Below are 22,533 nucleotides of genomic sequence, written 5' to 3' on the forward strand. Positions count from 1 at the left end.
ATCCGGACGTAAGATCCGGACATCGGACTTGAACGGGAGGCATCCATGGGCGACGACATCGCCGGTACGACGGAACATCCCTGGCTGAAATCCTATCCCGAGGGGGTGGAATGGGGCCGGATCATTGAACCCAAACCGCTCCACACCATCCTCGACGACGCCGCCGCGAAATTCGGCGACCGCGTCTGCGCGGATTTCATGGACAAGACCTTCACCTACCGGCAGATCGCCGATCTGGTGAACCGCACCGTGAAGGGGCTCCAGGCCCACGGCGTGAAGAAGGGCAGCCGCGTCGGCCTCTTCCTGCCCAATTCGCCCTATTTCGTGATCTTCTATTATGCGGTGCTGAAGGCCGGCGGCACGGTCGTCAACTTCAACCCGCTCTATGCGGAGAAGGAGATCGCCCACCAGATCACCGACAGCGGCGTCGAGATCATGGTGACGCTGGACCTGAAGGCGCTCTACGACAAGATCGGCCACATGCTGGCGAAGACCGATCTCCGCCGCATCATCGTCTGCCGCATGACCGGCATCCTGCCCTTCCCGAAGAACCTGCTGTTCCCGATCGCCAAGAGGAAGGAAGTCGCGAGGATCCCGTCCGACGACCGGCATGTCTGGTTCCATGACCTGGCGCGCAATGACGGCGCCTTCTCTCCCGTCGCGGTCACGGCCGATGATCTGGGCGTGCTGCAATATACCGGCGGCACGACGGGCGTGCCCAAGGGCGCGATGCTCAGCCACGCCAACCTCTACGCCAACACGGTCCAGGCGGTGCGCTGGTTCAAGGAGGCGCAGCCGGGGCAGGAGACGATGCTGGGTGTGCTGCCCTTCTTCCACGTCTTCGCCATGACGGCGGTGATGAACCTGTCGATCTATCTGGGCGCGACCATCCTGATGCTGCCTAGGTTCGAGATCGGCACGGTGATGAAGACGATCGACCGGAAGAAGCCGACCCTGTTCCCCGCGGTGCCGACGATCTACACCGCCATCAACAACCACAAGGAACGGGACAAGTATGATCTCGCCTCGATCAAGTTCTGCATCTCCGGCGGCGCGCCGCTGCCGATCGAGGTCAAGCAGGATTTCGAGAAGCTGACCGGCTGCCGGCTCGTGGAAGGGTACGGGCTGTCGGAATGCTCCCCGGTCGCCACCTGCAATCCGGTGGCCGGCAAGAACAAGACCGGCTCCATCGGCCTGCCGCTGCCCGGCACGACGATCGAGATCGTGTCGCTTGACGAGCCGCGCCGCGTTCTGGGTCTCAATGAGCGGGGGGAGGTCTGCGTCCGCGGCCCGCAGGTCATGCTGGGCTACTGGAACAAGCCGGAGGAGACGGCCAGGACGCTGGTCGACGGCCGGCTGCACACCGGCGATGTCGGCTATCTCGACGATGAGGGTTATACCTTCATCGTCGACCGCATCAAGGACCTGATCCTGGCCGGCGGCTACAACATCTATCCTCGCAATGTGGAGGAGGCGATCTACCAGCACCCGGCGGTGGCGGAATGCGTCGTGGCCGGCGTGCCGGACCAGTATCGCGGCCAGACGGTGAAAGCCTACATCAAGCTGAAGGAAGGCCAGCCCCTCGACGCCGACGGGCTGAAGGCCTTCCTCAAGGACCATCTCTCCGCGATCGAGATGCCCAAGCAGGTGGAGTTTCGGGACGAACTGCCGAAGACCATGATCGGCAAGCTGTCGCGCAAGGCGCTTCTGGAGGAGGAAGCCGCCAAGGCCGCCGGCCGGTGAGGCGGCCAAGGTCTATGGATGCTGGATCAAGTCCAGCATGACGTTGTTTTTGTTGGTCATTCCGGACTTGATCCGGAATCCATACGATGTCGATGGCGGCCGGGACGGTGACAGTCTTACGCCATCGGCGACGCGGCGATAGCCTATGGATTCCTGATCAAGTCGGGAATGACCGACCAAACCCCCGGCGGCCGGTCAGTGATCGGCCGCCGGGGCCGCGGGCCTTCCCGGCGGGCTCGCGGCGTGTTTCGGGGACCGCAGCAGCAGCAGCAGCGGCGCCGCCGCCAGCGTCACCACCATCATCAGCTTGAAGTCGTTCAGGAAGGCGATCTGCGTCGCCTGCCGCGTGATTTCCGCGTTCAGCGCCGCCAGCCCGGCCGGCGCGTCCAGCGACCAGGCGTCGGGCAGCCAGGGCCGCTGGAGCATCTCGTTGAACGGGGTGACATGCTCGGTCAGCGTCGCATGGTTGATAGTCCCGTTCCGGCTCAGGAGGCTCATCACGATCGAGATGCCGACGCTCGACCCGATGTTCCGGATCAGGCTGAACAGCCCCGCCGCCTCCGTCCGCGCCCGCGTCGGCAGGGTGGCGAAGGTCATGGTGCTCAAGGGCACGAAGATCAGCCCCAGCCCCGCCCCCTGGATCAGGCCGCTCACCACGATGTCGCGGATGCCCACCTCCATGGTGAAGCCCGCCATCTGGTGGAGCGACAGGGCGGTCAGCATCAGGCCCGCCAGGATGGGGAACCGGGCGTCGACCTTGCCCAATATGCGGCCGACCACGATCATCGAGATCATGGTGCCGACGCCACGCGGGGCCAGCACCAGCCCCGTCGTCATCACCGGATAGCCCATCAGTTGCTGGAGGAAGGGCGGCAGCAGCGCCAGCGTCGCCAGCAGCACGATCCCGACGATGAAGATGAAGACCGATCCGCTGGCGAAGTTGCGGTCCTTGAACAGGCCAAGATCGACGAAGGGCGTTTTCGCGGTCCTGGCGTGGACAAGGAACATCCAGAAGCAGGCGAAGGCCAGCCCCGCCTCCACCTTGATCTCGGTCGAGGCGAACCAGTCCAGCGACTCGCCCCGGTCCAGCATCATCTGGAACGCGCCGACCGCAAGGCTGAGGAACGCGAAGCCGGCGAAATCGAACGGCCGGTCGTTCGGCGTGCTGTCGGGAATCGAAGCGGCGACGCCCAGGAAGGCCAGGATGCCGACCGGCACATTGATGAAGAACACCCAGTGCCAGCTGTAATATTCGGTCAGGTAGCCGCCCACCGTCGGCCCCAGGATCGGTCCCACCATGATGCCCACGCCCCACAGCGCCATGGCCTGGCCATGCTTCTCCGGCGGATAGGCGTTCAAGAGCGTGGATTGCGACAGCGGCACCAGCGCCGCGCCGAAGAGTCCCTGCAGGATGCGGAAGGCCACCATGGACCCGATCGACCCGGCGAACCCGCACAGCACCGACGCCGTGGTGAAGCCGGTGATGCAGATCAGGAACAGCCGGCGGCGGCCCAGCCGCTCGGCCAGCCAGCCGGTCGGCGGCGTCATGATGGCCGCCGCGACGATATAGGAGGTCAGGACCCAGGATATCTGGTCGCGCGTCGCCGACAGGCTGCCCTGCATCTCCGGCAGGGCGACGTTGGCGATGGTGGTGTCGATCACCTGCATGATCGTCGCCAGCATCACCGAGACGACGAGCAGTCCCCGGCCTGCCGTCTCCTTGCCGGCCGCGCCCGCGGAAGCGCTCACGGCTAGGACCCGACGCCCGCGAAGGCGAGGGCGGAGGAAACGATCTCCGGCGTCTGCCGGTGGGTGGAGCCGGTGTCGATCGTGACTTCGACGCTCATGCCGGACCGCAGGACGACCGCCGCTTGCGCGTCGTCGAACGCCAGCCGCACCGGCACGCGCTGCACGACCTTGACCCAGTTGCCGCTGGCGTTCTGGGCGGGAAGGATGGAGAACTCCGCCCCCGTCGCCGGGCTGATGCTCGCGACATGGGCGTGGAACGTCCGGTCCGGATAGGCGTCGACCACGATCTCCGCCTCCTGCCCGACCGCCAGATGGGTCAGGTCGGTTTCCTTCAGGTTCGCTTCCACCCACGGCGTTTCCGCCGCCAGCAGCGCGAAGGCCGGCTCGCTCGCCTGGATGTATTCGCCGACCTGAAGGTCGACATTGCTCGCGATCCCGTCCGTCGGGGCGGTGATCGTGGCATGGCGGAGGTCCAGCGCCGCCTGGTCCCTGGCCGCTTCGGCGGCGAGGACGGCGGGCAGTTCCTCGATCGGCGTCTCCGGATCGCCGCCCAGCCGCGCGACGATGCTGGCAAGCTCCGCGCGTGCGACGGCAAGCCGGCTCTCGGCCTGCCGCAGGACGTGCCGCGCATCGTCCAGCGCGCTCTGGCTGTTGACGCCCTCCGCGCGCAGCCGCTGTTGCCGCTCGAACTCGCTGCTGGCGTAGGCTACCGTCTCTTCGGCATTGACCAGCGTCGCCTCGACCTGGGTGTGCTCCGCCTTCAGGGCGGCCATCTCGGCCCGCGCGGACGCCACCTTGGCCGCGGCTTCGCGCAGCGCGATCTCGAACGGCAGGGGATCGATGCGGAACAGCGTGTCTCCGGCCTCGACGGGCTGGTTCTCCGACACCGCGATCTCGACCGTCCGTCCGGACACGTCGGCGCTGACCATGATCATGTCGGCCTGGAGATAGGCGTTCTCCGTGGCGATGTAGCGTCCGCTCGTCAGCCACAAATAGCCGCCGACCGCCAGCGCCAGCAGCGGTCCGGCCAGCAGCAGGGCCAGCCTTTTCCGCCGGCGCGGGCGCGGCGGCGGGATCGGCGAGGTCGTTCCGGCTTCGGGAAGCGTTTCGGGCGTGCTGGTGTCAGGCATTTTTGGAATCGCGCGATGGGTGGGTGGGCAATGGATTGGTGGAATGAGAAGGGCGGTCCTCGTTCAGGAGGTTCGTCTTGATGTGGCTCAGCATGTCGAGCAGCCGTTCCCTGTCCTCTTCCGGCAGGCCTTCCGTCGCCACGCCCCGGACCTCCGCGGCCAGCGCCTTCATCCGGGCGATCATCGGCCGCGCCTTCTCCGTCAAATAGAGGCAGCGGGCGCGGCGGTCGGTCGGGTCCGGACGCCGTTCCACCCAGCCGCCTTCCTCCAGCCGGTCCAGCAGGCGGACCAGCGTGATCGGCTCGATCTCCAGGATATCCGCCAGCTTGGTCTGCCGGATGCCTTCCTTCCGGTAGAGGTTGGCCAGCACCGAATACTGGGCGCGGGACAGGCCCAGCTCCTGGCTCCGCCGCTCGAAGGATCGGCGGAGCAGCCGGGCCACGTCGTTCAGCAGGAAGCCGAGATAACGGTTGGGATCGTCGGGCATTTATATGCGAAGTGAAATTATGAGCTTGCTTATTATAAGCAGCCTATCTGTTTCGCCTATAGTCGGAAATGTGGTGGCAGGCACGCATTGGATGCATACTTCATCCGGCGAACTTGACACTCCAGTCCCCCGCGTCTTACTTTACGTTTACGTAAACGTCATGCCTGTGGCCTCGCCATCGGCCATGACCAGAAAGGAAGCCCGCCAGTGAGCATCGGCCCCACGATCGACCTTCGTACCGCTGAAGGCGGCTCCGCGGACGACACGTTCACGATCAGCGAGTTGGCCGCGGAATTCGGCATCACCCCCCGGACCATCCGTTTCTATGAGGATGAGGGGCTGATGGCGCCCGGCAGGGCCGGGACCGCGCGGGTCTACAGCCGTCCCGACCGGGCGCGGCTGATGCTGATCTGCCGGGGCAAGCGGCTGGGCTTCTCGCTGGCGGAGATCAAGGAGTTCCTCGATCTCTACGATACCGACCCGGATCAGATCGGGCAGATGTCCTACGCGCTGAAGCGCGCCCGCCAGCGCATCGCGTCGCTGGAACGCCAGCTTCTGGATGTGCAGGAGACGCTGGCCGATTTGCGGGAGATCGAAACGGCGATGGCCGATCATCTGAAGGCGCATGGTGCGGACACGACCGACGCCTGACTTCGGATCGTCGGCCGCCCCTTTTCGCGGCGAAAGCCGACAAAAGCCTACAAAAGCCGACGCCAGAGCGGCCGACCATCGAATATCAAGGAGCGTTTGGACCATGAACAAGGACGTCGTCATCGCGGGCTACGCCCGTTCGCCGTTCCACATCGCCAACAAGGGCAGCCTCACGAAGGTCCGGCCGGACGAACTCGCCGCCCAGGTGGTGAAGGCCCTCGTCGACCGCACCGGAATCGAGGTGAAGGATATCGAGGATCTGATCGTCGGCTGCGCCTTCCCGGAGGGGGAGCAGGGCTTCAACGTCGCGAAACTGATCGGGATGCTGGCGGACCTGCCGCAGGCGGTCGGCGGGACCACCGTCAACCGCTTCTGCGGTTCCTCCATGCAGGCGATCCACATGGCCGCCGGCGCGATTCAAATGGATGCCGGCGACGTCTTCATCTGCGCCGGGGTGGAAAGCATGACCCGCGTGCCGATGATGGGCTTCAACCCCGCGCCCAACCCGGCGCTGGCGGAGGAAAGCCCCGGCGCCTACATGCCCATGGGCACGACGGCGGAGAATCTGGCGCGCAAGTACCAGTTCACCCGTAAGGCGCAGGAGGAATTCGCGGTCGAAAGCCACCGCAAGGCCGCCGCCGCGCAGGCCGAAGGCAGGCTGGATGACGAGATCGTGCCGATCCGCGCCAATGGCGGCATGGTGGAGAAGGATGGCGGCATCCGGCCCGACGCGAACCTTGAGACGCTGGCGACCCTGAAGCCCGCCTTCGACGCCGAAGGTACGGTGACGGCCGGCACCTCCTCCCCGCTGACCGACGGCGCGTCGGCCGTCCTCGTCACCACGGCGGAATACGCCAAGGCCCACGGGCTGACGGTGCTGGCGAAGATCCGCGCCATCGCCATCAATGGCTGCGACCCGACCATCATGGGCATCGGCCCGGTCGGCGCCACCCGCAAGGCGCTGAAGCGCGCCGGGCTGAATGTCGAGGATCTGGACATCATCGAATCCAACGAGGCGTTCGCCGTCCAGTCCATGTCGGTCGCGCAGGAGCTGGGGTTCGACCCGTCGAAGACGAACCTTGACGGCGGCGCGCTCGCCATCGGCCATCCGCTGGGGGCGACCGGTGCGCGTATCACCGGCAAGGCGGCCAGCCTGCTGAAGCGCGAAGGGAAGGAACTGGCGCTGTCCACCCAATGCATCGGCGGCGGGCAGGGCATCGCGACCATCCTCGAAGCGGTTTGACCGGGAGCAACCCCATGGAAATCAGGAAAGCCGCAGTGATTGGCGCGGGCGTCATGGGAAGCGGCATCGCGGCCCATCTCGCCAATGCCGGCATCCCGGTGATGCTCCTGGACATCGTCCCGAAGGGAGCGGAGAACCGCAACGTCATCGCCGAAGGCGCGCTGGAGCGCATGAGGAAGGCCGATCCCGCGCCCTTCATGTCCAGGCGCGCGGCGAAGCTGGTCACGCCCGGCAATACCGAGGACGACCTGGACAAGCTGGCTGACTGCGACTGGATCGTGGAGGCGGTGCTGGAGGACCCGAAGGTCAAACAGGACCTCTACGCCCGGCTGGAGAAGGTGCGGAAGCCGGACGCGATCGTCTCCTCCAACACCTCGACCATCCCGCTCCATATCCTGACCGAAGGCCGGTCGGACGCCTTCAGGGCGCATTTCCTCATCACCCATTTCTTCAACCCGCCCCGCTACATGCGGCTGCTGGAGCTGGTGACGGGGCCGGAGACGGATGAAGGGGCGGCGGAAGCCATCCGCCGCTTCGCCGATATCGGCCTCGGCAAGGGCGTGGTCGCCTGCAAGGACACGCCGGGCTTCATCGCCAACCGCATCGGCACCTACTGGATCCAGTCCGCGGTCAACGGCGCGTTCGATCTCGGCCTGACGGTGGAGGAAGCCGACGCCGTGGTCGGCCGCCCGATGGGCATCCCCAAGACCGGCGTGTTCGGCCTGATCGACCTGGTCGGGCTCGACCTGATGCCGCATATCGCCAAGAGCCTGCTGGCGACCCTGCCGGAGAAGGATGCCTATCGCGACCTCTACCGGGTGGAGCCGCTGATCGAGAAGCTGATCGCCGACGGCTATACCGGCCGCAAGGGCAAGGGCGGCTTCTACCGGCTGAACCGCGAAGGCGGCGGCAAGGTCAAGGAAAGCATCGATCTTGCGACCGGCGCCTTCGCGAAATCCGAGAAACCCAGGGTCGAGGCCGCCGACGCCGCGCGCAAGGGCGGGCTCGCCGCGCTGGTCGCCCATGACAGCCCCGCCGGCCGCTATGGCCGCCGGGTGCTGGCGCAGACGCTGGCCTATGCCGCCAGCCTCGTGCCGGAGATTTCCGATACGATCCTCGGCGTCGATGAGGCGATGAAGCTCGGCTACAACTGGAAATTCGGCCCGTTCGAACTGATCGACCAGCTCGGCATCGACGCCTTCGCCGACATGCTGAAGGAGGAAGGCGTGCCGGTCCCGCCGCTGGTCGAGGCGGCGCGGGGCCGCAGCTTCTACCGCGTCGAAGAGGGCAGGCTGCAATATCTGACGCTCGACGGCGATTATGCGGATGTCGAGCGGCCGGACGGCGTGCTGCTGCTGGCCGATATCAAACGTGTCTCCGAACCGCTGCTGAAGAACGGCTCGGCCGCCCTCTGGGATATCGGCGACGGCGTCACCTGCCTGGAATTCACCGGGAAGATGAACGCGCTGGACGACCAGGTGATGGATTTGCTGGGCAAGGCGCTGGCGCTCACCGGCCGCTCCCACAAGGCTATGGTCGTCTACAATGAAGGCTCCAACTTCTCCGTCGGCGCCAATCTGGGCCTCGCCCTCTTCGCCGTGAACGTCGCGCTCTGGCCGCAGATCGAGGCGCTGGTCCAGGGCGGGCAGGACGCCTACAAGGCCGTCAAATACGCGCCCTTCCCGGTGGTCGCCGCGCCGTCCGGCATGGCGCTGGGCGGGGGCTGCGAGATCCTGCTCCATTCCGCGGCCGTCCAGGCCCATGCGGAAACCTATTGCGGGCTGGTGGAGGTCGGCGTCGGCCTCGTCCCCGGCTGGGGCGGCTGCAAGGAGATGCTGCTGCGCGCCATCGCCGACAAGCGCCGGCCCGGCGGCCCGATGCCGCCCGTCGCCCGGACGTTCGAGACGATCGGCACCGCCAAGGTCGCCAAATCGGCGATGGAGGCTCAGGAGCTTCAGTATTTCCGGCCGACCGACGGCATCACCATGAACCGCGACCGGCTGCTGGCCGACGCCAAGGCCCGCGCGCTCGCCATGGCCGCGGAAGGCTACCAGCCGCCCAAGCCGCCGGAGGAAATCCGCCTGCCGGGCCCGACCGCTCGCGTAGCGCTGCAGATGGCGGTCGCCAGCCTCGCCGCGTCGGGCAAGGCGACGCCCCATGACGTCACCGTCTCCAACGGCCTCGCCCGCGTCCTGTCTGGCGGCGACACCGACATCACCGAAACGCTGACCGAAGACGACCTCCTGGCGCTGGAGCGGGAAGCATTCATGGAACTCGCCCGCACCCCCGGATCGATCGCCCGGATCGAACACATGCTGGAAACCGGCAAGCCGCTCAGGAACTAGGAAACCAACGGCCCCCTAACTGACCCTCTCCCCTCGTGGGAGAGGGAGGGACCCGACCCGAAGGGGCGGGAGGGTGAGGGGGCTAAGGAGAGATCAAGCCATGCCCACCTATACCGCGCCCCTGGAGGATGTCCGCTTCGTCCTGCATGAGCTGCTGGAGGCCGAAAGCCATCTCGCCGCCCTGCCGGGCTATGAGGAATCCTCGGCCGACCTGATCGACGCGGTGCTGGAGGAAGGCGCGAAGCTGGCGGAGAACGAGCTGTTCCCGCTCAACCAGCCGGGCGACGCCGAAGGCTGCCATTTCGAGAATGGCGTTGTCCGCACGCCGGCCGGCTTCAAGGAAGCCTACGCCAGATTCATCGAGGGCGGCTGGACTGGCATCGCAGCCGATCCGAACTATGGCGGGCAGGGCCTGCCGAAGGTCGTGAACTTCGTGATGGAGGAGATCCTGTCCTCCGCCAACATGTCCTTCGCCATGTATCCCGGCCTCTCCCAGGGCGCCTACAACGCGCTTGAAACCTACGGCACGGACGAGCAGAAATCCCTCTACCTGCCAAAGCTCGCCAGCGGAATCTGGTCGGGCACCATGTGCCTGACGGAGCCCCAGTGCGGAACGGATCTCGGCCTCATCCGCACGAAGGCGGAGCCGGCGGAGGACGGGCGCTACCGCATCACCGGCACGAAGATCTTCATCTCCGCCGGCGAGCATGACCTGACGGAGAACATCGTCCATCTGGTGCTGGCGAAGCTGCCGGACGCGCCGCCGGGCATCAAGGGTATCAGTCTCTTCGTCGTGCCCAAGTTCCTGCCGAAAGAGGAAGGCGGCGACCACCGCCTCGGCCCGCGCAACGGCGTCGCCTGCGGGTCGATCGAACACAAGATGGGCATCAAGGCCTCCTCCACCTGCGTCATGAATTTCGACGAGGCGGAGGGCTGGCTGGTCGGCGAGCCGCACAAGGGCATGCGGGCGATGTTCGTGATGATGAACGCCGCACGCCTCGGCGTCGGCCTCCAGGGGCTGGGCATCGCGGAGGTCAGCTATCAGAACGCGCTCGCCTACGCCAAGGACCGCATCCAGGGCCGCGCCCTCGGCGGGGCGAAGATGCCGGAGCAGGCGGCGGACTCGATCATCGTCCATCCCGACGTGCGCAGGAACCTGCTGACCATGAAGGCGTTCGGCGAGGGCGCACGGGCGCTGGCCTATTGGGTCGGCCTCAACATCGACGTCTATACGAAGCACCCCGATCCCGCCGTCCGGCAGGAGGCGGAGGATCTGGTCTCCCTGATGACCCCGATCGTGAAGGCCTACTTCACCGACATGGGATACGAGGCGACCAATATCGGCATGCAGGTGCTGGGCGGCCACGGCTACATCCACGAATGGGGGATGGAGCAGTACGCCCGCGACGCCCGCATCGCGCAGATCTATGAAGGCGCGAACGGCATCCAGGCGCTCGACCTCGTCGGGCGCAAGCTGCCTTCCCATATGGGCCGCAGCCTCCGCCGCTTCTTCCATCCGGTCGACCGGTTCGTGCAGGAGAACCTTGAAAATCCGGAACTGATTGAATTCGTCGGACCGCTCGCCAAAGCCTTCGGCAAGCTCCAGCAGGCGACGGTGACGGTCGCCCAGAAGGGCATGAAGGACCCGGAGGAGGCGGGCGCGGCGTCGACCGACTATCTGCGCCTCTTCGCGCTGGTCGCCGTCGGCTACATGTGGGCCCGGATGGCGAAGCTCGCGCTGGAGAAGAAGGGCCAGGCGAACGGCCGGGACTCCTTCTACGACGCCAAGCTGAAGACCGCGCGCTTCTTCTTCGCCCGCATGATGCCTGAGGCGAACGGCCGCTTCATCGCGCTGATGGGCGGGGCGAAGCCGCTGATGGACATGGATGTCGATCAGTTCTGATGAACCTGATCGTCCGGCTGATAAAGACGCTGGTCCTGGCTTTCCTGGCGCGGCGGATCGATCTCCTCGACCGGTCCTCCGTGAGCTTCCGCGTCTGGCCGAACGATCTCGACTTCAACCTCCACATGAACAACGGGCGCTATCTGACGCTGATGGATCTCGGCCGCACCGATCTCATGATCCGCAGCGGCTTCGCCCGCGTCGCGTTCGCCCGGCGCTGGATGCCGGTGCTGGCCGGCGCCACCATCCGCTACCGCCGCTCGCTGGCCCCGTTCCAGAGGTTCCAGCTGGAAAGCCGTCTCGTCGGCTGGGACGACAAATGGCTCTACCTGGAGCAGCGGTTCGAGACGATGGACGGAAAGTCCGCCGCCTCCGCGATGGTCCGCGCGGTCTTCCTCGGCGGCGGCCACACCATCCCCACGGCGGAAATCATCGCCGCCGCCGACATCTCCCCCACATCCCCCGCCCTCCCACCCGACTTCGCCGCCTGGATCGCCGCGGAGGATGGTGGGCGGGAGGTTATGCCATAAAAATTGGCAAGGTTTGCCAGAACGCGCTATGCTGATGGCTGAAAGGAGTCTCCATCCATGGCGACGATGAACATCTCTCTACCTGATCCGATGAAGGTCTGGGTTGAAAGCCAGACCGACGGCGTCCGGTACGGCAATGCAAGCGACTATATGCGCGACCTGATCCGGAAGGATCAGGAACGTCAGGCCGCGATTGCGTCATTGCAGGCGGCTATTACGGAAGGCGTCGAAAGCGGCGAGGCCGAACCGTTCGACGCGACGGCCTTCAAGCTGCGCATGCGCGAGCGGCATGTCGTCCGATAGGCTCACTCATTACCGGCTTCTCCCGAAAACGCTCGACGATCTTGATGAGATATGGCGCTACAGCGCCGAAACCTGGTCGCTCGACCAAGCCGACCGTTACATCGACGATCTCACCCGGACATTCGAATCCCTGACGTCCATGCCGACCATCGCGAGGGAACGGAGCGAATTCAATCCGCCCGTCCGCATTCACGTCCATGGGGCGCATCTCGTCATCTACACGATCGCCGAGGATCATATCGCGATCCTGCGTATTCTTGGCGGCCGGCAGGATTGGCGAAAACTTCTCCAGGCGCTGGATTGATCCTGGAGCAGTCGTCTTTCCCAGTTGCGCAACCGCGATCAAACGGGGCGCGTCTCCATCTTCCTTAATCGGCCTCGAAGCGCGATCATCGGGAGAGGGAGCCATGACACCGTCCGACGACATCCTCGACTTCTACGCCCGCCAGTCGGCCATGACTGATCCCGGCCGCCACGGGGAAAGGTTCAGAGACCTTCCTGGCGATCCGGCCGGGACCATGCAGGCGGTCCAGGGGCTGATGATCTATGAGCGCGTGGCGCAGGAATATTACGGCGTCCGCCTGACCGACCAGCGGCGTGAGGAGAGCCATATCCGCGGCGTCGCGGAGATGCTGGACGTGCTGCTTGCGCTCGACGACCGCCTCTTGTCGGAAGCGCGCCCGCCGGAGCGGCGGCTGGCCGGCATCTGCCGGAACTTCGCGACACTGATGGTCTCGATGCTGAGGGCGAAGGGCGTTCCGGCGCGGCTGCGCGGTGGGTTCGGGACCTACTTCAATCCCGGCTGGTTCGAGGATCACTGGGTCTGCGAATATTGGGACGCCGGGGCGGGGTGCTGGCGTCTCGCCGATCCGCAGTTCGACGCCGTGTGGATGGAACGGTTCGGCATCGACCACGACGTTCTGGATGTTCCCCGCGACCGCTTCATCGCCGCCCCGGACGCCTGGCGCATGTGCCGCGCCGGAGAGGCCGATCCCGACAGGTTCGGCATCGCCTTCAACGGCCTGCGCGGGCTGTGGTTCGTCGCCGGTGACCTGCTGCGCGACCTCGCCGCCCTCAACGGCCGGGAGATGCTGCCCTGGGACGTCTGGGGCGATCTGCCGATGCCGGACTGGCGGCCGGACGATGCCGAACTTGCCTTCCTCGACCGGCTGGCGGGGCTGACGGCGACGCCGGATCGCCATTTCCATGAGTGGCGCACGCTCTATCTGGAGGATGATCGCCTCCCCGTGCCGGCCAAGGTCTTTAACGCGCTCCGGCAGCGGGAGGAGGCGGTGGCCGCATGACGGCGCGGGCGACTGCGACGAGGCGGGGCCGTATCGAACGGGCGCTCTGGTTCATCGAGAGCCACCACGCCGAGCCGATCACGCTCAACCAGATCGCGGAGATCTGCGCCCTGTCCCGGTGGGAGATGTCGCGAGCCTTCCATGGCGAGATGGGCATGTCTTTCTCCGCCTATCTCCGCGGTCGCCGGCTGACGGAGGCGGCGCGCAACCTCGCCGCCGGGACGTCGGACATCTTCGACGTAGCGCTGGAGGCGGGCTACGGCTCCCGCGAGGCCTTCGCCCGCGCCTTCCGTTCCCGCTTCGGCCTGACGCCCGGCGAGGTCCGAGCCCGACAATCGGTTGAAGGGCTGGACCTTGTCCGGCCGGTAAGGCGGCAATGCCCGTCGCCGGTGCTGAAGGAACCGGCGATCAGGGCCGTGCGCCCCCTGTCGATCGCCGGGATTTCCGGCCGGCTGCCCGCTGGCGGCCATGCCGGCATTCCGGCGCTGTGGCAGCGCCTCCACCAGAAGATGGGCTTCATCGCCGATCAGGTGGGGGAGCAGGGCTACGGCATATGCTCCGGCGGGGCGGATGGCGGCTACGATTATCTGGCCGGCGTGGAAGTCGCCGATCTCTCGGAGCTCCCGGCGGGGATGACGGCCATCCGCCTTCCCGCCGGACGCTATGCGGTCTTCGGGCATCGGGGACATGTCACTGACCTGGCGATTCTGGCGGAGACGATATTCACTCGCTGGCTGCCCGGCTCCGGCCACAGCGTCGCCGGCTTCCCCGATCTAGTGGAACGGTACGACCGGGCGTTCGATCCCTGGACCGGCTGGGGGCGGGTGGAAATCTGGGTTCCGCTCGCTTCCCCTCCATAATGGTCATGCCGGACCATGATCCGGCATTCATGCGGCGTCGACAGTGGGCGAAGCCGCACCCGGTTCTTCGCCCTTCGGCGAAACGGCGAGGGCCAATGGATTCCGGCTCGGGGGCCGGAATGACCAACAAAAACAAGGTCATGCTGGACTTGATCCAGCATCCATGCGGTGTTGAAGGAAGCCAGAATCTCGCCAGATCCTCGCCTGACCGGCCTTCAGAACAGCTTCGGATAGATCCTCCGCGGCGTGCCGAAGGAATCGCCGGCGGCGTAATCCTCCATCGCCAGGCACAGATCGATGGTCGAGCCGTCGCGGGCCAGCGGCAGCATGCAGAATTCCGAATGCAGCGGCGCCCCGTCCGGCATGATGACGAAATCCCGGCCGAAGATCGGTTCGCCCGTCTCCAGCATCTCCTCATAGAGCCGCCGCCAGGCTGAATTGTCGTCGGCGAAGGGCGTGTCGTCCAGATAGCGGCGCGTGAAGTCCAGCCCGGTCCGCGCCACCACGCCGGTGCCCACCACGCGGTACCAGACACGCAAGGGCTCGCGTTCGATCTCCGTCAGCATCAGATTGGGCAGGAGGCGGACGATGTCGGCCGGATCGATGTCGGCGCGGCGGGGGAATTGCCGGTCGCCGCGCGCGGCGCGCCAATAATCGTGAAGCTCGATCACCTTTTCCGACGACAATTGATCGACGGACAGACGTTCGAATGCGTCGGTCTGCGACATGCCGGCAGCTTAGTGCAAAATCGAAAGGATTTGACTAAAGAACCGGTTCGCCTGCGGAAGGAATCTCCCGCCGCTCGACGGCATAGTTCCGTCGAGGCTCCGGGAAACGGTCCTCCCCGACGCTGTCGAAATCCTCGATGCTCAGGCATTGGGCGATGTCCGGCCCGCCGGCCGACAGGGGGAACATCGCGAATTCGTAGCGGGCGGGCTTGCCCCTGGCGGTGATGACGTAGTCCGCGCCGAAGATCGGCGCCGCGGTCTCGATCATCTCCGCATAGAGATCCAGCCACATGTCCGCCTCCGCGGCGAACCCCGTCTCCCGTATGCTCAGGTCGGTGTAGTCGTAGCCCGCGCCGGCGACGCAGGCCGTCCCGACCAGCCGGAAGCGGACGTCCAGCGGGTCTTGCCGGATCTCGCTCAGGATCAGATAGGGCAGGACCGGCTTCATCTCGATGGGGTCCAAATCCCGCCGGTCGGGATAGGGCCGGTCCAGGCTCTTCTCCCGCCAATGGGCGAGAAGCCATTTCACGCGCGGAGAGGCGACCTCGTCCACCGTCAGGCGCTCGACTGTACCGGTCTGGCTCGAAACCTCGGTCATGGGGACCCGATCGGCTGATGCAACTTGACCAGCCTATCGGGGGAGCATGAACAACCTATGAATGATCGGCCTTCAGGCCGACTCCAGGCGGCGCACCTCGATCCATTGCCGGCCCTTCAAATGGGGACATGTGCGGGAGAGGGCGACCGCCTCGTCGTAATCGTCGGCCTCGATGACGAAGACGCCGGTGATCGCGTCCGCCGTTTCCGCGAATGGACCTTCGCCTTCCGTCACCTCGTCATCCTCCACCCTGAGATGGCGTCCGCCGTCATTGGTCAGCTTCTCGCCGCCGCGCATCTTGCCTTTGGCGGCGACGCTTTCGGCCCATCTCTTGTAGTCCTCGATAGCGGCGGTCGCCTCGTCCGGGGTCGACGCCAAGGCGTCGGCCGGCCGTTCGTGGAAGAAGAGCATGAAATGCGGCATCCCGGTTCCTGTTCCTTATCAGCGGTTCGGGGTCTGCGGCCCGAGCCTAAGCATCCACGGCGCGCTGACAAGGGGCTAGGAGAAGGAGCCTCAGCGGCGGCCTGCGACGATGGCGTTGATGTCGGCGTAGGAAAGCGCCTCCCGCAGGTCATCCTTGCCGATGAAATCGGCGGCCAGCGCCGCGGTATGGCGCCAGATCTCCTCCGCGATCGACGATCCGGCGCTCAACCGTCGCACGCCCAGATCCTTGAGGTCGGCCGGAGAGGGCAGGGTCGGGCGCGCCATGATATTGACCGGCAGGTCGGTCCCTTGGACCACCTCGCCGATGCCGGCCGGGTCGGTCAGCCCCGGAACGAACAGCCCGTCCGCGCCGGCCTCGCGATAGCGCCGCGCCCGGTCCAGCGTCTCTGCCACGGCCTTCCCCTCGCCGGCCAGCCCGCGCAGAAAGACATCCGTCCGCGCATTGACGAAGACGTCGACCCCCGTCCGCGCGCAATCCCGCTTCACCCGCTCGATCTTCGCGCAGAGAAGGTCGGGCGATTCCGTTCCGTCCTCGATATTGATCCCCACCGCGCCGGCATCGGCCAGCCGCGCCACATTCTCGCCGACCAGCGCGGGATCGTCCGAATAACCACCCTCGACATCGACAGTCAGCGGCGCGCGGACGATCCGCGCGATGCCGGCGACGGTCGCGGCCAGAAGCTCGACCGGCAGCGCGTCGCCGTCCGGATAGCCATGCGCCCAGGCGACCCCGGCGCTGGTCGTCGCAATCGCCGGCGCGCCCAGACTCTCGATCAATCGCGCGCTGCCCGGATCCCAGGCATTGGCGAGCAACAGCAGGTCGGGTCCTTCATGGAGCCGGCGGAAGAGAGCGGCGGTATCGGTCATCGGTGTCTCCTTCGTGAAAAAAGCCCCTCACCCTCCCGCTTCGCGGGTCCCTCCCTCTCCCACAAGTGGGAGAGGGTCAAGTTGGTAGCCCTCGCCCCTCCGTGGGAGAGGGTTGGGTGAGGGGGAGGTTGGTTTACCCCAGCGGCAGTTCCGGGTCGGCGCGGAGGCAGCCTTCATGGGCCAGCAGCCAGCGCTTGCGCTCCATGCCGCCGCCATAGCCGGTCAGCGATCCGTCCGATCCGATGACGCGATGGCAGGGCACGACGATCCCGACGGGGTTGGCCCCGTTGGCGAGGCCGACCGCCCGCACCGCCGCCGGGCGGCCGATCCGCCGGGCCAGCGTGCCGTAGGAGATCGTCTCCCCGCACGGGATGTCCCGCAGCGCCCGCCAGACGGAATTCTGGAAGTCCGTCCCGCCGGTCTTCACCGGCAGGCCGTCTATGGCCTCCAGCTCGCCCTCGAAATAGCGCGCCATCGCGTCGGTCAGGCCGCCGGGATTGCGCGCCTCCGTCAGCGTTCCGCTCTCCGGCCCGTACTGCCGGCGCATCAGCAGCGACATCCGGTCCTCATAGTCGGTCCAGTCCGTCGCCCGCAGGCGCCCTTCCTCGTCGGCGACGATGACCAGGGCGCCGATCGGCGTCTTCAGCCGGTCGACCAGAAGGCGAAGGGGTTCAGGCATGTATCGTCTCTCCCGTAAAGGGTCTCGCCGCCGCATCGGCGGCCCATAGATGCTGGGCGGCGTAGGCGCGCCAGGGCCGCCAGGGCTCCGCCAGGCCGGAAAGCTCCGCCGGGCTCGGCCGCGCTCCGTCCGGCCGCGCCGCCCCGCGCAGCAGGCCGATATCGCTGGCCGGGAAGGCGTCGGTCTCCCGCACGGCGCGCAGCGCGATGTAATGGGCGGTCCAGTCGCCGATGCCCCTGATGGCGCGAAGCCGGGCGACCGTCTCCTCCACCGTGCCCTGCGGCTGGAACAGCAGCGGGTTCGCCAGCGCCGCCTCCGCCACCGCGATCAGCGCCGTCTTGCGCGCGCCGGGCATTCCCATCGGCGAAAGGTCCGCCGCCGCGACCTGGGCGGCGGTCGGGAAGGCCAGGGCCAGCGTCGGGTCGTGCCGTTCGGCCTCTGGTACGGCCGCGCCGCATAGCACCGCCAGCCTGCCGGCCAGCCGCCGCCCGGCCTCCACCGTCACCTGTTGGCCCAGCACGGCGCGCACCGCCAGTTCGAACCCGTCCCAGCCGCCGGGCGCGCGCAACCCCGGCCGTTCGGCGACCAGCGGGGCCAGGAGCGGGTCGCGCGCCAGATGGGCGCCGATGGTGGCGACATCCGCGCCCATGTCGAACACCCGGCGGATGCGCGCGACGATCGCCGGCAGCGCCTTGACGCAGGGGAAGCGGATGGTCGCCGACAGGCAGTCCCGCTCCGGCAGATGCGCGATCTCCACCGTTCCCAGCCTGCCGTCATGCAGCACGGTCCGGCGGTAGGTCTGGCCCTCCACCCGCTCCACCCCGTCGACGGCGCGGGCGCGCAGATAGTCCAGCATCGCTGGCCAGTCATAGGGCGGACGGTAGCGGAGGCGGAGGACGACTCCCGACACAGCGGCCGTTCCCGCCACCTGGTCGGAAACGCCCTTGCGGCGCAGCGCGCCCGGCGGCCGGCGGAAAAGCTGCTGGAATGTCTCGTTGAACCGCCGGACACTGCCGAAGCCCGACGCCAGCGCGATTTCGGCCATCGGCATGGCGGTGTCGTGGATAAGCTGCTTGGCGAACAGGACGCGCCGCGTCTGCGCCACCGCGACGGGGGATGCGCCCAGATGCTGCTTGAACAGGCGGCGGAGCTGCCGGCCGCCGACGCCCAGCCTTTCGGCCAGCGCCTCGACATTCGTCTCTTCGCCGTCCAGCGCCCCGTCGGCGATCAGCGCCAGCCCCCGGCTGACGGTGTTCGACGTGCCGCGCCATGAACCAAGGTCCGGCGCGGTCTCCGGCCGGCAGCGCAGGCAGGGCCGGAAGCCCGCCTCCTGCGCCGACGCGGCCGAAGGGTAGAACCGGCAATTCTCGAATTTCGGCGTCCGCGCCGGGCAGATCGGCCGGCAGTAGATGCCGGTCGAGGTGACGCCCACGAACAGGCGGCCGTCAAACCGCGCATCGCGGCTTTGCAGCGTCCTGTAGCAGGCTAGGGGATCGAGTGGATCGAGCTGTTCCATGGCCGGAGGATGCCACGGCCCGGCCGGGCGCGCTCGCGGTTTTCGGACTCCAACGATCCACCTTGGCGATCCGCCCGGCCGGCATTCACGATTGCGGGATCAGCGTTTCGCGTATTGCTCCTTGCCGAACAGGACCGCCTTGTCCTCGTCGGTCATCGGCTTTCGCCGATCGGCCATCACCTGGACGCCGCGCTGCACGGCCGGCCGCGCGTCGATCGCCTCATACCACCGCTTGACGTTCGGGAAATCGTCCAGCTTGTGGCCCTGGTTCTCGATCGATCGCGCCCAGGGGAAGATCGCCATGTCGGCGATGGTGTAGTCCGCCCCGGCGACGTACGCCGCCTCGCCCAGCCGCTTGTCCAGCACGCCATAGAGCCGACCCGCCTCGTTGGTGTAGCGGTCGATCGCGTAGGGCACCTGCTCCGGCGCGTACTGGCGGAAATGGTGGGCCTGGCCCAGCATCGGGCCGAACCCGCCCATCTGCCACATCAGCCACTGGACCGTGTCGTACCGGGCCGGCATCTCCTGCGGCCAGAATTTGCCTGTCTTCTCCGCCAGGTACATCAGGATGGCACCGCTCTCGAACAGCGATACCTGCCGGCCGTCCGGACCGTCATGGTCGACCATCGCCGGCATCTTGTTGTTCGGGCTGATCTTCAGGAAATCGGGCTTGAACTGGTCCCCCGCCCCGATATCGACGGCATGCGTCGCGTAAGGCAGCCCCGTCTCCTCCAGCAGGATCGTCACCTTGAAGGCGTTGGGCGTCGGCCAGATGTAGAGATCGATCATTCGGCATGTCTCCAGCGTGTCGGAAGAAAGCCGCCCGGACGGGCGTTCACATCTCCATATGGCATCGCCCCGCCGCCGGGAAAGCAGTGATGGTGTTCACAATGCCCGGCCCCTATATCTCCGGCGGCCATCGTCGAGCGCCGTGCAGCACGCGGAGGATTGTGACGCAGTCCGCCATCACACGGTAGGCGGCGATGTACGGCGTGCGGTAGACGACCAGTTCTCTCACGCCCGGCAGCCGGCCCTCCCGGCCGCTCAGCGGATAGCGCTCCAGCCGTCTCGCCTGACCGATGATCTCCTCGTGGATGTCATAGGCGGCGGCCGGATTGTCCTCAGCGATACGGGTGACGATGTTGATTAGGTCGGCGCTGGCCGACGGATGCCATTCGATCCTCAAGGTCCGCGGCTACGCTTCGGAGCTTCCGGCGGCCTTCCGCGCCGCGATGCGGTCTATGACAGCACGCGCTTCCTCCGCGACGGTCTCATGCGGTATGCCGGGGCGGGGATCGTCCAGAGCCTTGCGGACCTCCCGCCGGAACCAGGAATCATGCTCGCGTGCCTCCCGCCGGCGGCGAACGAAGTCCCTCATGAACTCCCGCATGATCTGGGAGGCAGGGCGATCGGCACTGGCCGCCTCGGCCATGAAGGCGTCGCGCAGGTCCGCTTCCAGCTTCATGGTAAAAATGGCGTCCTTTGCCATGACGGCCTCCAGCGGTAGTGAGGAAGACCATACTTCGTCATTACCTCGCCGCGATCAAGCCTCTTCCCTCCACGCCCACACCGCCACCGGGCGCTCGCGGCCGCGCAGCGGTTGGGGCGGGAGGGGGCGGAAGCGGGCGGCGGCCTGGCTGCCGCCGGCGGCGCGGGCGGCGTCGATCAGCGCGTCCGACGCCACGATGGTTGCGCCCAGGTCGCGGGTCAGCCCCTGAAGGCGGCTGGCGACGTTCATCGCGTCGCCGATGGCGGAGAAGCTGAACTGCCGATCCCCGCCGACATCGCCGACCAGCACCGGGCCGTAATGGAGTCCGATGCCGACCGCGACCGGCGGGCCGCCCTCCTGCCGCAGGGCTTCGTCCCAGCCGGCGACGCGGCGGGCCAGGTCCTCCGCCGCCTCCAGGGCGGAGAGCGGGGCCGAGGGCGAGGGTTCGGGAACGCCGAACAGCGCCAGCGCGCCGTCGCCCATCAGCTTGTCCAGCGTGCCCTCATGGGCAAAGACCGAAGCTTCGACCAGCCGGTAATAGTGGCGCAGAACGGTCATCGCCTCCGCCGGAGCGAGGCGTTCGCTGAGCGCGGTGAAGCCGACTAGGTCGACGAACAGGATGGCGGCGTGCTGGACCCGGTCGTCCAGCCCCGGCGCGCCGCTGTCCATCAGCCGTTCGGCCACGCCTGGCGAGAAATAGCGCATCAGGTTGGCCCGCTGGCGTTCCGTCCGGCGGCGCGCCCGGCGGTCTTGGAGAAGCCGCCAGCCGGCGAAGACCGCAAAGTTCAGCAGCGCGGACAGGATGGGCGCGGCGACCGAAAGCCAGACATGGCCGGAACCGAAGGCCCAGGCCGTCAGCGCGAACCAGCCTGCGGCCAGCAATCCCGCGCCCGCGACCGCCAGCATCGGCGGCAGCAGGAGCACTGCCGCCCCCGCCGCCGCGCCGAGAATGAAGACCGCGCCGATATCGATGGCCAGCGTCGCGCCGCCGGCGACCGGGGAACGGGCGGTCAGGATGTTGTCGATGACCGTGGCGTGATGCTCCGCCGCCGGCAGCGTGCCGGAGAAGGGCGTGGCGAAGCTGTCGCCGACGCCGCTCGCCGAGGCGCCGACGATCACGATCCTGCCCTCCGCCGCGCCCGGCGGCAGCGCGCCCGACAGCAGGTCGGCGAATGAAACCGTGGGGAAGGAGCCGTCGGGGCCATAATGGTTCACCGGCAGGCTGAGCGCCGGGTTTGTGGCGACGAATCGGCCGCCGATATCGACGCCTTGCCCCAGATGCAGGGCCATGTCCTGCCGCGCCACGCCGTCATGCAGTCGGATCGCCTCCACCGACAGGCTGGGGAACCAGCGGTCGGCCAGGCCGATGGCGAGCTGTTCGCGGCGAAGCGTCCCGTCCTGCTGGAGCAGCACCGTCACATGGCCGAGCCCCGAAGCGGCCTCCGCCAGCGCCGGGGCGGGCGGCGCGATGCCGGAGGGCCGGACGGCCCGGTGGACCGGAATGCCCGGCCGGCCGACGATCGCGAAGGCGGCTTCTTCCATGAAGGCCGCGTCATCCTCTGTCACGGCGGGAACCGGCTGGAAGGTGAAGGCGAAGGGCAGCGCCGCCATGCCCGCCGCCTCCAGTGCGGCGGCGAAGGCGGGGTCGGCGGGATCGGACGGGAACAGCAGGTCGAAGACGACGACCCGCGCCCCATCCTCCGCCAGTGCGTCCAGCGCCTCGGCGAAGAGCTGGCGATCGAGCGGCCAGCCGCCCAGCGCCGCCAGCGTCGGATCGTCGATCATCGCCAGCAGCACCTCCTCCCCCGGCGGGATGGGGCCGCGCAGGCGATAGCGCCAGTCGAGCGTCTGGGTCTCCAGGTCGCGGAGGATGGCGGGTTCGGGCCCGGCGGCGTGGAGGAGGGCGAGAAACGCCGGCAGCAGAAGCACGAGCGCCAGCCGGCGCGGAGAGGTCATGCGGAACC

The 22,533-nt window shown here is 67.3% G+C and carries 23 protein-coding genes; 10 read left to right on the forward strand and 13 right to left on the reverse strand.

Going from position 1 to position 22,533, the window contains the following annotated elements:
• Positions 1 to 45 precede the first annotated feature (45 nt).
• Complete coding sequence (locus AAFN89_RS07175) at positions 46 to 1,743, forward strand: long-chain fatty acid--CoA ligase (protein ID WP_347537430.1); 1,698 nt, start codon at positions 46 to 48, stop codon at positions 1,741 to 1,743.
• 195 nt (positions 1,744 to 1,938) lie between these two features.
• On the opposite strand, the gene AAFN89_RS07180 is transcribed toward AAFN89_RS07175, so the two are convergent.
• The 3 genes from AAFN89_RS07180 to AAFN89_RS07190 are packed head-to-tail and all read right to left on the reverse strand — an operon-like array spanning position 1,939 to position 5,109.
• Positions 1,939 to 3,492 (reverse strand): DHA2 family efflux MFS transporter permease subunit, encoded by a 1,554-nt coding sequence (locus AAFN89_RS07180; RefSeq protein WP_347537432.1) that lies wholly within the window; start codon positions 3,490 to 3,492, stop codon positions 1,939 to 1,941.
• 2 nt (positions 3,493 to 3,494) lie between these two features.
• On the reverse strand, positions 3,495 to 4,622 hold the full coding sequence (locus tag AAFN89_RS07185) for an HlyD family secretion protein (protein WP_347537434.1): 1,128 nt from the start codon (positions 4,620 to 4,622) through the stop codon (positions 3,495 to 3,497).
• The gene (locus tag AAFN89_RS07190; RefSeq protein ID WP_347537436.1) at positions 4,615 to 5,109 is read right to left on the reverse strand and encodes a MarR family transcriptional regulator; all 495 of its coding nucleotides are present in this window, start codon (positions 5,107 to 5,109) and stop codon (positions 4,615 to 4,617) included. Before AAFN89_RS07190 ends, AAFN89_RS07185 begins: the two co-directional genes overlap by 8 nt.
• Before the next feature lie 207 nt (positions 5,110 to 5,316).
• Between AAFN89_RS07190 and AAFN89_RS07195 the strand changes: the two genes are divergently transcribed.
• From AAFN89_RS07195 to AAFN89_RS07235, 9 genes are all read left to right on the forward strand, one after another.
• Positions 5,317 to 5,760 carry a MerR family DNA-binding transcriptional regulator gene (locus AAFN89_RS07195; RefSeq protein WP_347537439.1) on the forward strand — a complete coding sequence of 148 codons (444 nt, stop codon included), beginning with the start codon at positions 5,317 to 5,319 and terminating at the stop codon, positions 5,758 to 5,760.
• A 103-nt stretch (positions 5,761 to 5,863) separates the two neighbouring features.
• On the forward strand, positions 5,864 to 7,003 hold the full coding sequence (locus tag AAFN89_RS07200) for a thiolase family protein (RefSeq protein ID WP_347537441.1): 1,140 nt from the start codon (positions 5,864 to 5,866) through the stop codon (positions 7,001 to 7,003).
• A 14-nt stretch (positions 7,004 to 7,017) separates the two neighbouring features.
• On the forward strand, positions 7,018 to 9,348 hold the full coding sequence (locus AAFN89_RS07205; RefSeq protein WP_347537443.1) for a 3-hydroxyacyl-CoA dehydrogenase NAD-binding domain-containing protein: 2,331 nt from the start codon (positions 7,018 to 7,020) through the stop codon (positions 9,346 to 9,348).
• A gap of 100 nt (positions 9,349 to 9,448) precedes the next feature.
• A complete protein-coding gene (locus AAFN89_RS07210) occupies positions 9,449 to 11,251 on the forward strand; it encodes an acyl-CoA dehydrogenase C-terminal domain-containing protein (protein WP_347537445.1) in 1,803 nt (600 codons plus the stop codon).
• A complete protein-coding gene (locus AAFN89_RS07215; protein ID WP_347537448.1) occupies positions 11,251 to 11,781 on the forward strand; it encodes a thioesterase family protein in 531 nt (176 codons plus the stop codon). Before AAFN89_RS07210 ends, AAFN89_RS07215 begins: the two co-directional genes overlap by 1 nt.
• Positions 11,782 to 11,838: 57 nt before the next feature.
• Positions 11,839 to 12,084: a type II toxin-antitoxin system ParD family antitoxin gene (locus AAFN89_RS07220; RefSeq protein WP_347537450.1), complete on the forward strand. Its 246-nt coding sequence runs from the start codon at positions 11,839 to 11,841 to the stop codon at positions 12,082 to 12,084.
• Positions 12,071 to 12,388: a type II toxin-antitoxin system RelE/ParE family toxin gene (locus tag AAFN89_RS07225; protein ID WP_347537452.1), complete on the forward strand. Its 318-nt coding sequence runs from the start codon at positions 12,071 to 12,073 to the stop codon at positions 12,386 to 12,388. The genes AAFN89_RS07220 and AAFN89_RS07225 overlap by 14 nt, the downstream gene beginning before the upstream one ends.
• Before the next feature lie 103 nt (positions 12,389 to 12,491).
• On the forward strand, positions 12,492 to 13,388 hold the full coding sequence (locus tag AAFN89_RS07230) for a transglutaminase-like domain-containing protein (RefSeq protein WP_347537454.1): 897 nt from the start codon (positions 12,492 to 12,494) through the stop codon (positions 13,386 to 13,388).
• Positions 13,385 to 14,248, forward strand: a complete 864-nt coding sequence (locus AAFN89_RS07235) for an AraC family transcriptional regulator (protein ID WP_347537456.1) — start codon at positions 13,385 to 13,387, stop codon at positions 14,246 to 14,248. The genes AAFN89_RS07230 and AAFN89_RS07235 overlap by 4 nt, the downstream gene beginning before the upstream one ends.
• A 215-nt stretch (positions 14,249 to 14,463) precedes the next feature.
• Here AAFN89_RS07235 and AAFN89_RS07240 read toward each other — a convergent pair whose 3' ends face one another.
• From AAFN89_RS07240 to AAFN89_RS07285, 10 genes are all read right to left on the reverse strand, one after another.
• On the reverse strand, positions 14,464 to 14,976 hold the full coding sequence (locus AAFN89_RS07240) for a PAS domain-containing protein (RefSeq protein ID WP_347537458.1): 513 nt from the start codon (positions 14,974 to 14,976) through the stop codon (positions 14,464 to 14,466).
• 34 nt (positions 14,977 to 15,010) lie between these two features.
• Positions 15,011 to 15,574, reverse strand: a complete 564-nt coding sequence (locus AAFN89_RS07245; protein WP_347537460.1) for a PAS domain-containing protein — start codon at positions 15,572 to 15,574, stop codon at positions 15,011 to 15,013.
• 72 nt (positions 15,575 to 15,646) lie between these two features.
• A complete protein-coding gene (locus AAFN89_RS07250; protein ID WP_347537462.1) occupies positions 15,647 to 15,997 on the reverse strand; it encodes a YciI family protein in 351 nt (116 codons plus the stop codon).
• A 90-nt stretch (positions 15,998 to 16,087) separates the two neighbouring features.
• Positions 16,088 to 16,885: an isocitrate lyase/phosphoenolpyruvate mutase family protein gene (locus AAFN89_RS07255; protein ID WP_347537464.1), complete on the reverse strand. Its 798-nt coding sequence runs from the start codon at positions 16,883 to 16,885 to the stop codon at positions 16,088 to 16,090.
• 133 nt (positions 16,886 to 17,018) lie between these two features.
• Complete coding sequence (gene ogt / locus AAFN89_RS07260) at positions 17,019 to 17,564, reverse strand: methylated-DNA--[protein]-cysteine S-methyltransferase (RefSeq protein ID WP_347537466.1); 546 nt, start codon at positions 17,562 to 17,564, stop codon at positions 17,019 to 17,021.
• A complete protein-coding gene (locus AAFN89_RS07265) occupies positions 17,557 to 19,080 on the reverse strand; it encodes an AlkA N-terminal domain-containing protein (RefSeq protein WP_347537468.1) in 1,524 nt (507 codons plus the stop codon). The genes ogt and AAFN89_RS07265 overlap by 8 nt, the downstream gene beginning before the upstream one ends.
• A 99-nt stretch (positions 19,081 to 19,179) precedes the next feature.
• Positions 19,180 to 19,869 (reverse strand): glutathione S-transferase N-terminal domain-containing protein, encoded by a 690-nt coding sequence (locus tag AAFN89_RS07270; RefSeq protein WP_347537471.1) that lies wholly within the window; start codon positions 19,867 to 19,869, stop codon positions 19,180 to 19,182.
• A 112-nt stretch (positions 19,870 to 19,981) separates the two neighbouring features.
• Positions 19,982 to 20,266, reverse strand: a complete 285-nt coding sequence (locus tag AAFN89_RS07275; RefSeq protein WP_347537473.1) for a type II toxin-antitoxin system RelE/ParE family toxin — start codon at positions 20,264 to 20,266, stop codon at positions 19,982 to 19,984.
• A gap of 9 nt (positions 20,267 to 20,275) precedes the next feature.
• Complete coding sequence (locus AAFN89_RS07280) at positions 20,276 to 20,569, reverse strand: antitoxin of toxin-antitoxin stability system (protein WP_347537475.1); 294 nt, start codon at positions 20,567 to 20,569, stop codon at positions 20,276 to 20,278.
• 54 nt (positions 20,570 to 20,623) lie between these two features.
• Positions 20,624 to 22,525 (reverse strand): adenylate/guanylate cyclase domain-containing protein, encoded by a 1,902-nt coding sequence (locus AAFN89_RS07285; protein ID WP_347537477.1) that lies wholly within the window; start codon positions 22,523 to 22,525, stop codon positions 20,624 to 20,626.
• Between the last annotated feature and the right edge of the window lie 8 nt (positions 22,526 to 22,533).

The organism is Inquilinus sp. CAU 1745 (assembly GCF_039839375.1).
Classification (GTDB): domain Bacteria; phylum Pseudomonadota; class Alphaproteobacteria; order DSM-16000; family Inquilinaceae; genus JBDOQU01.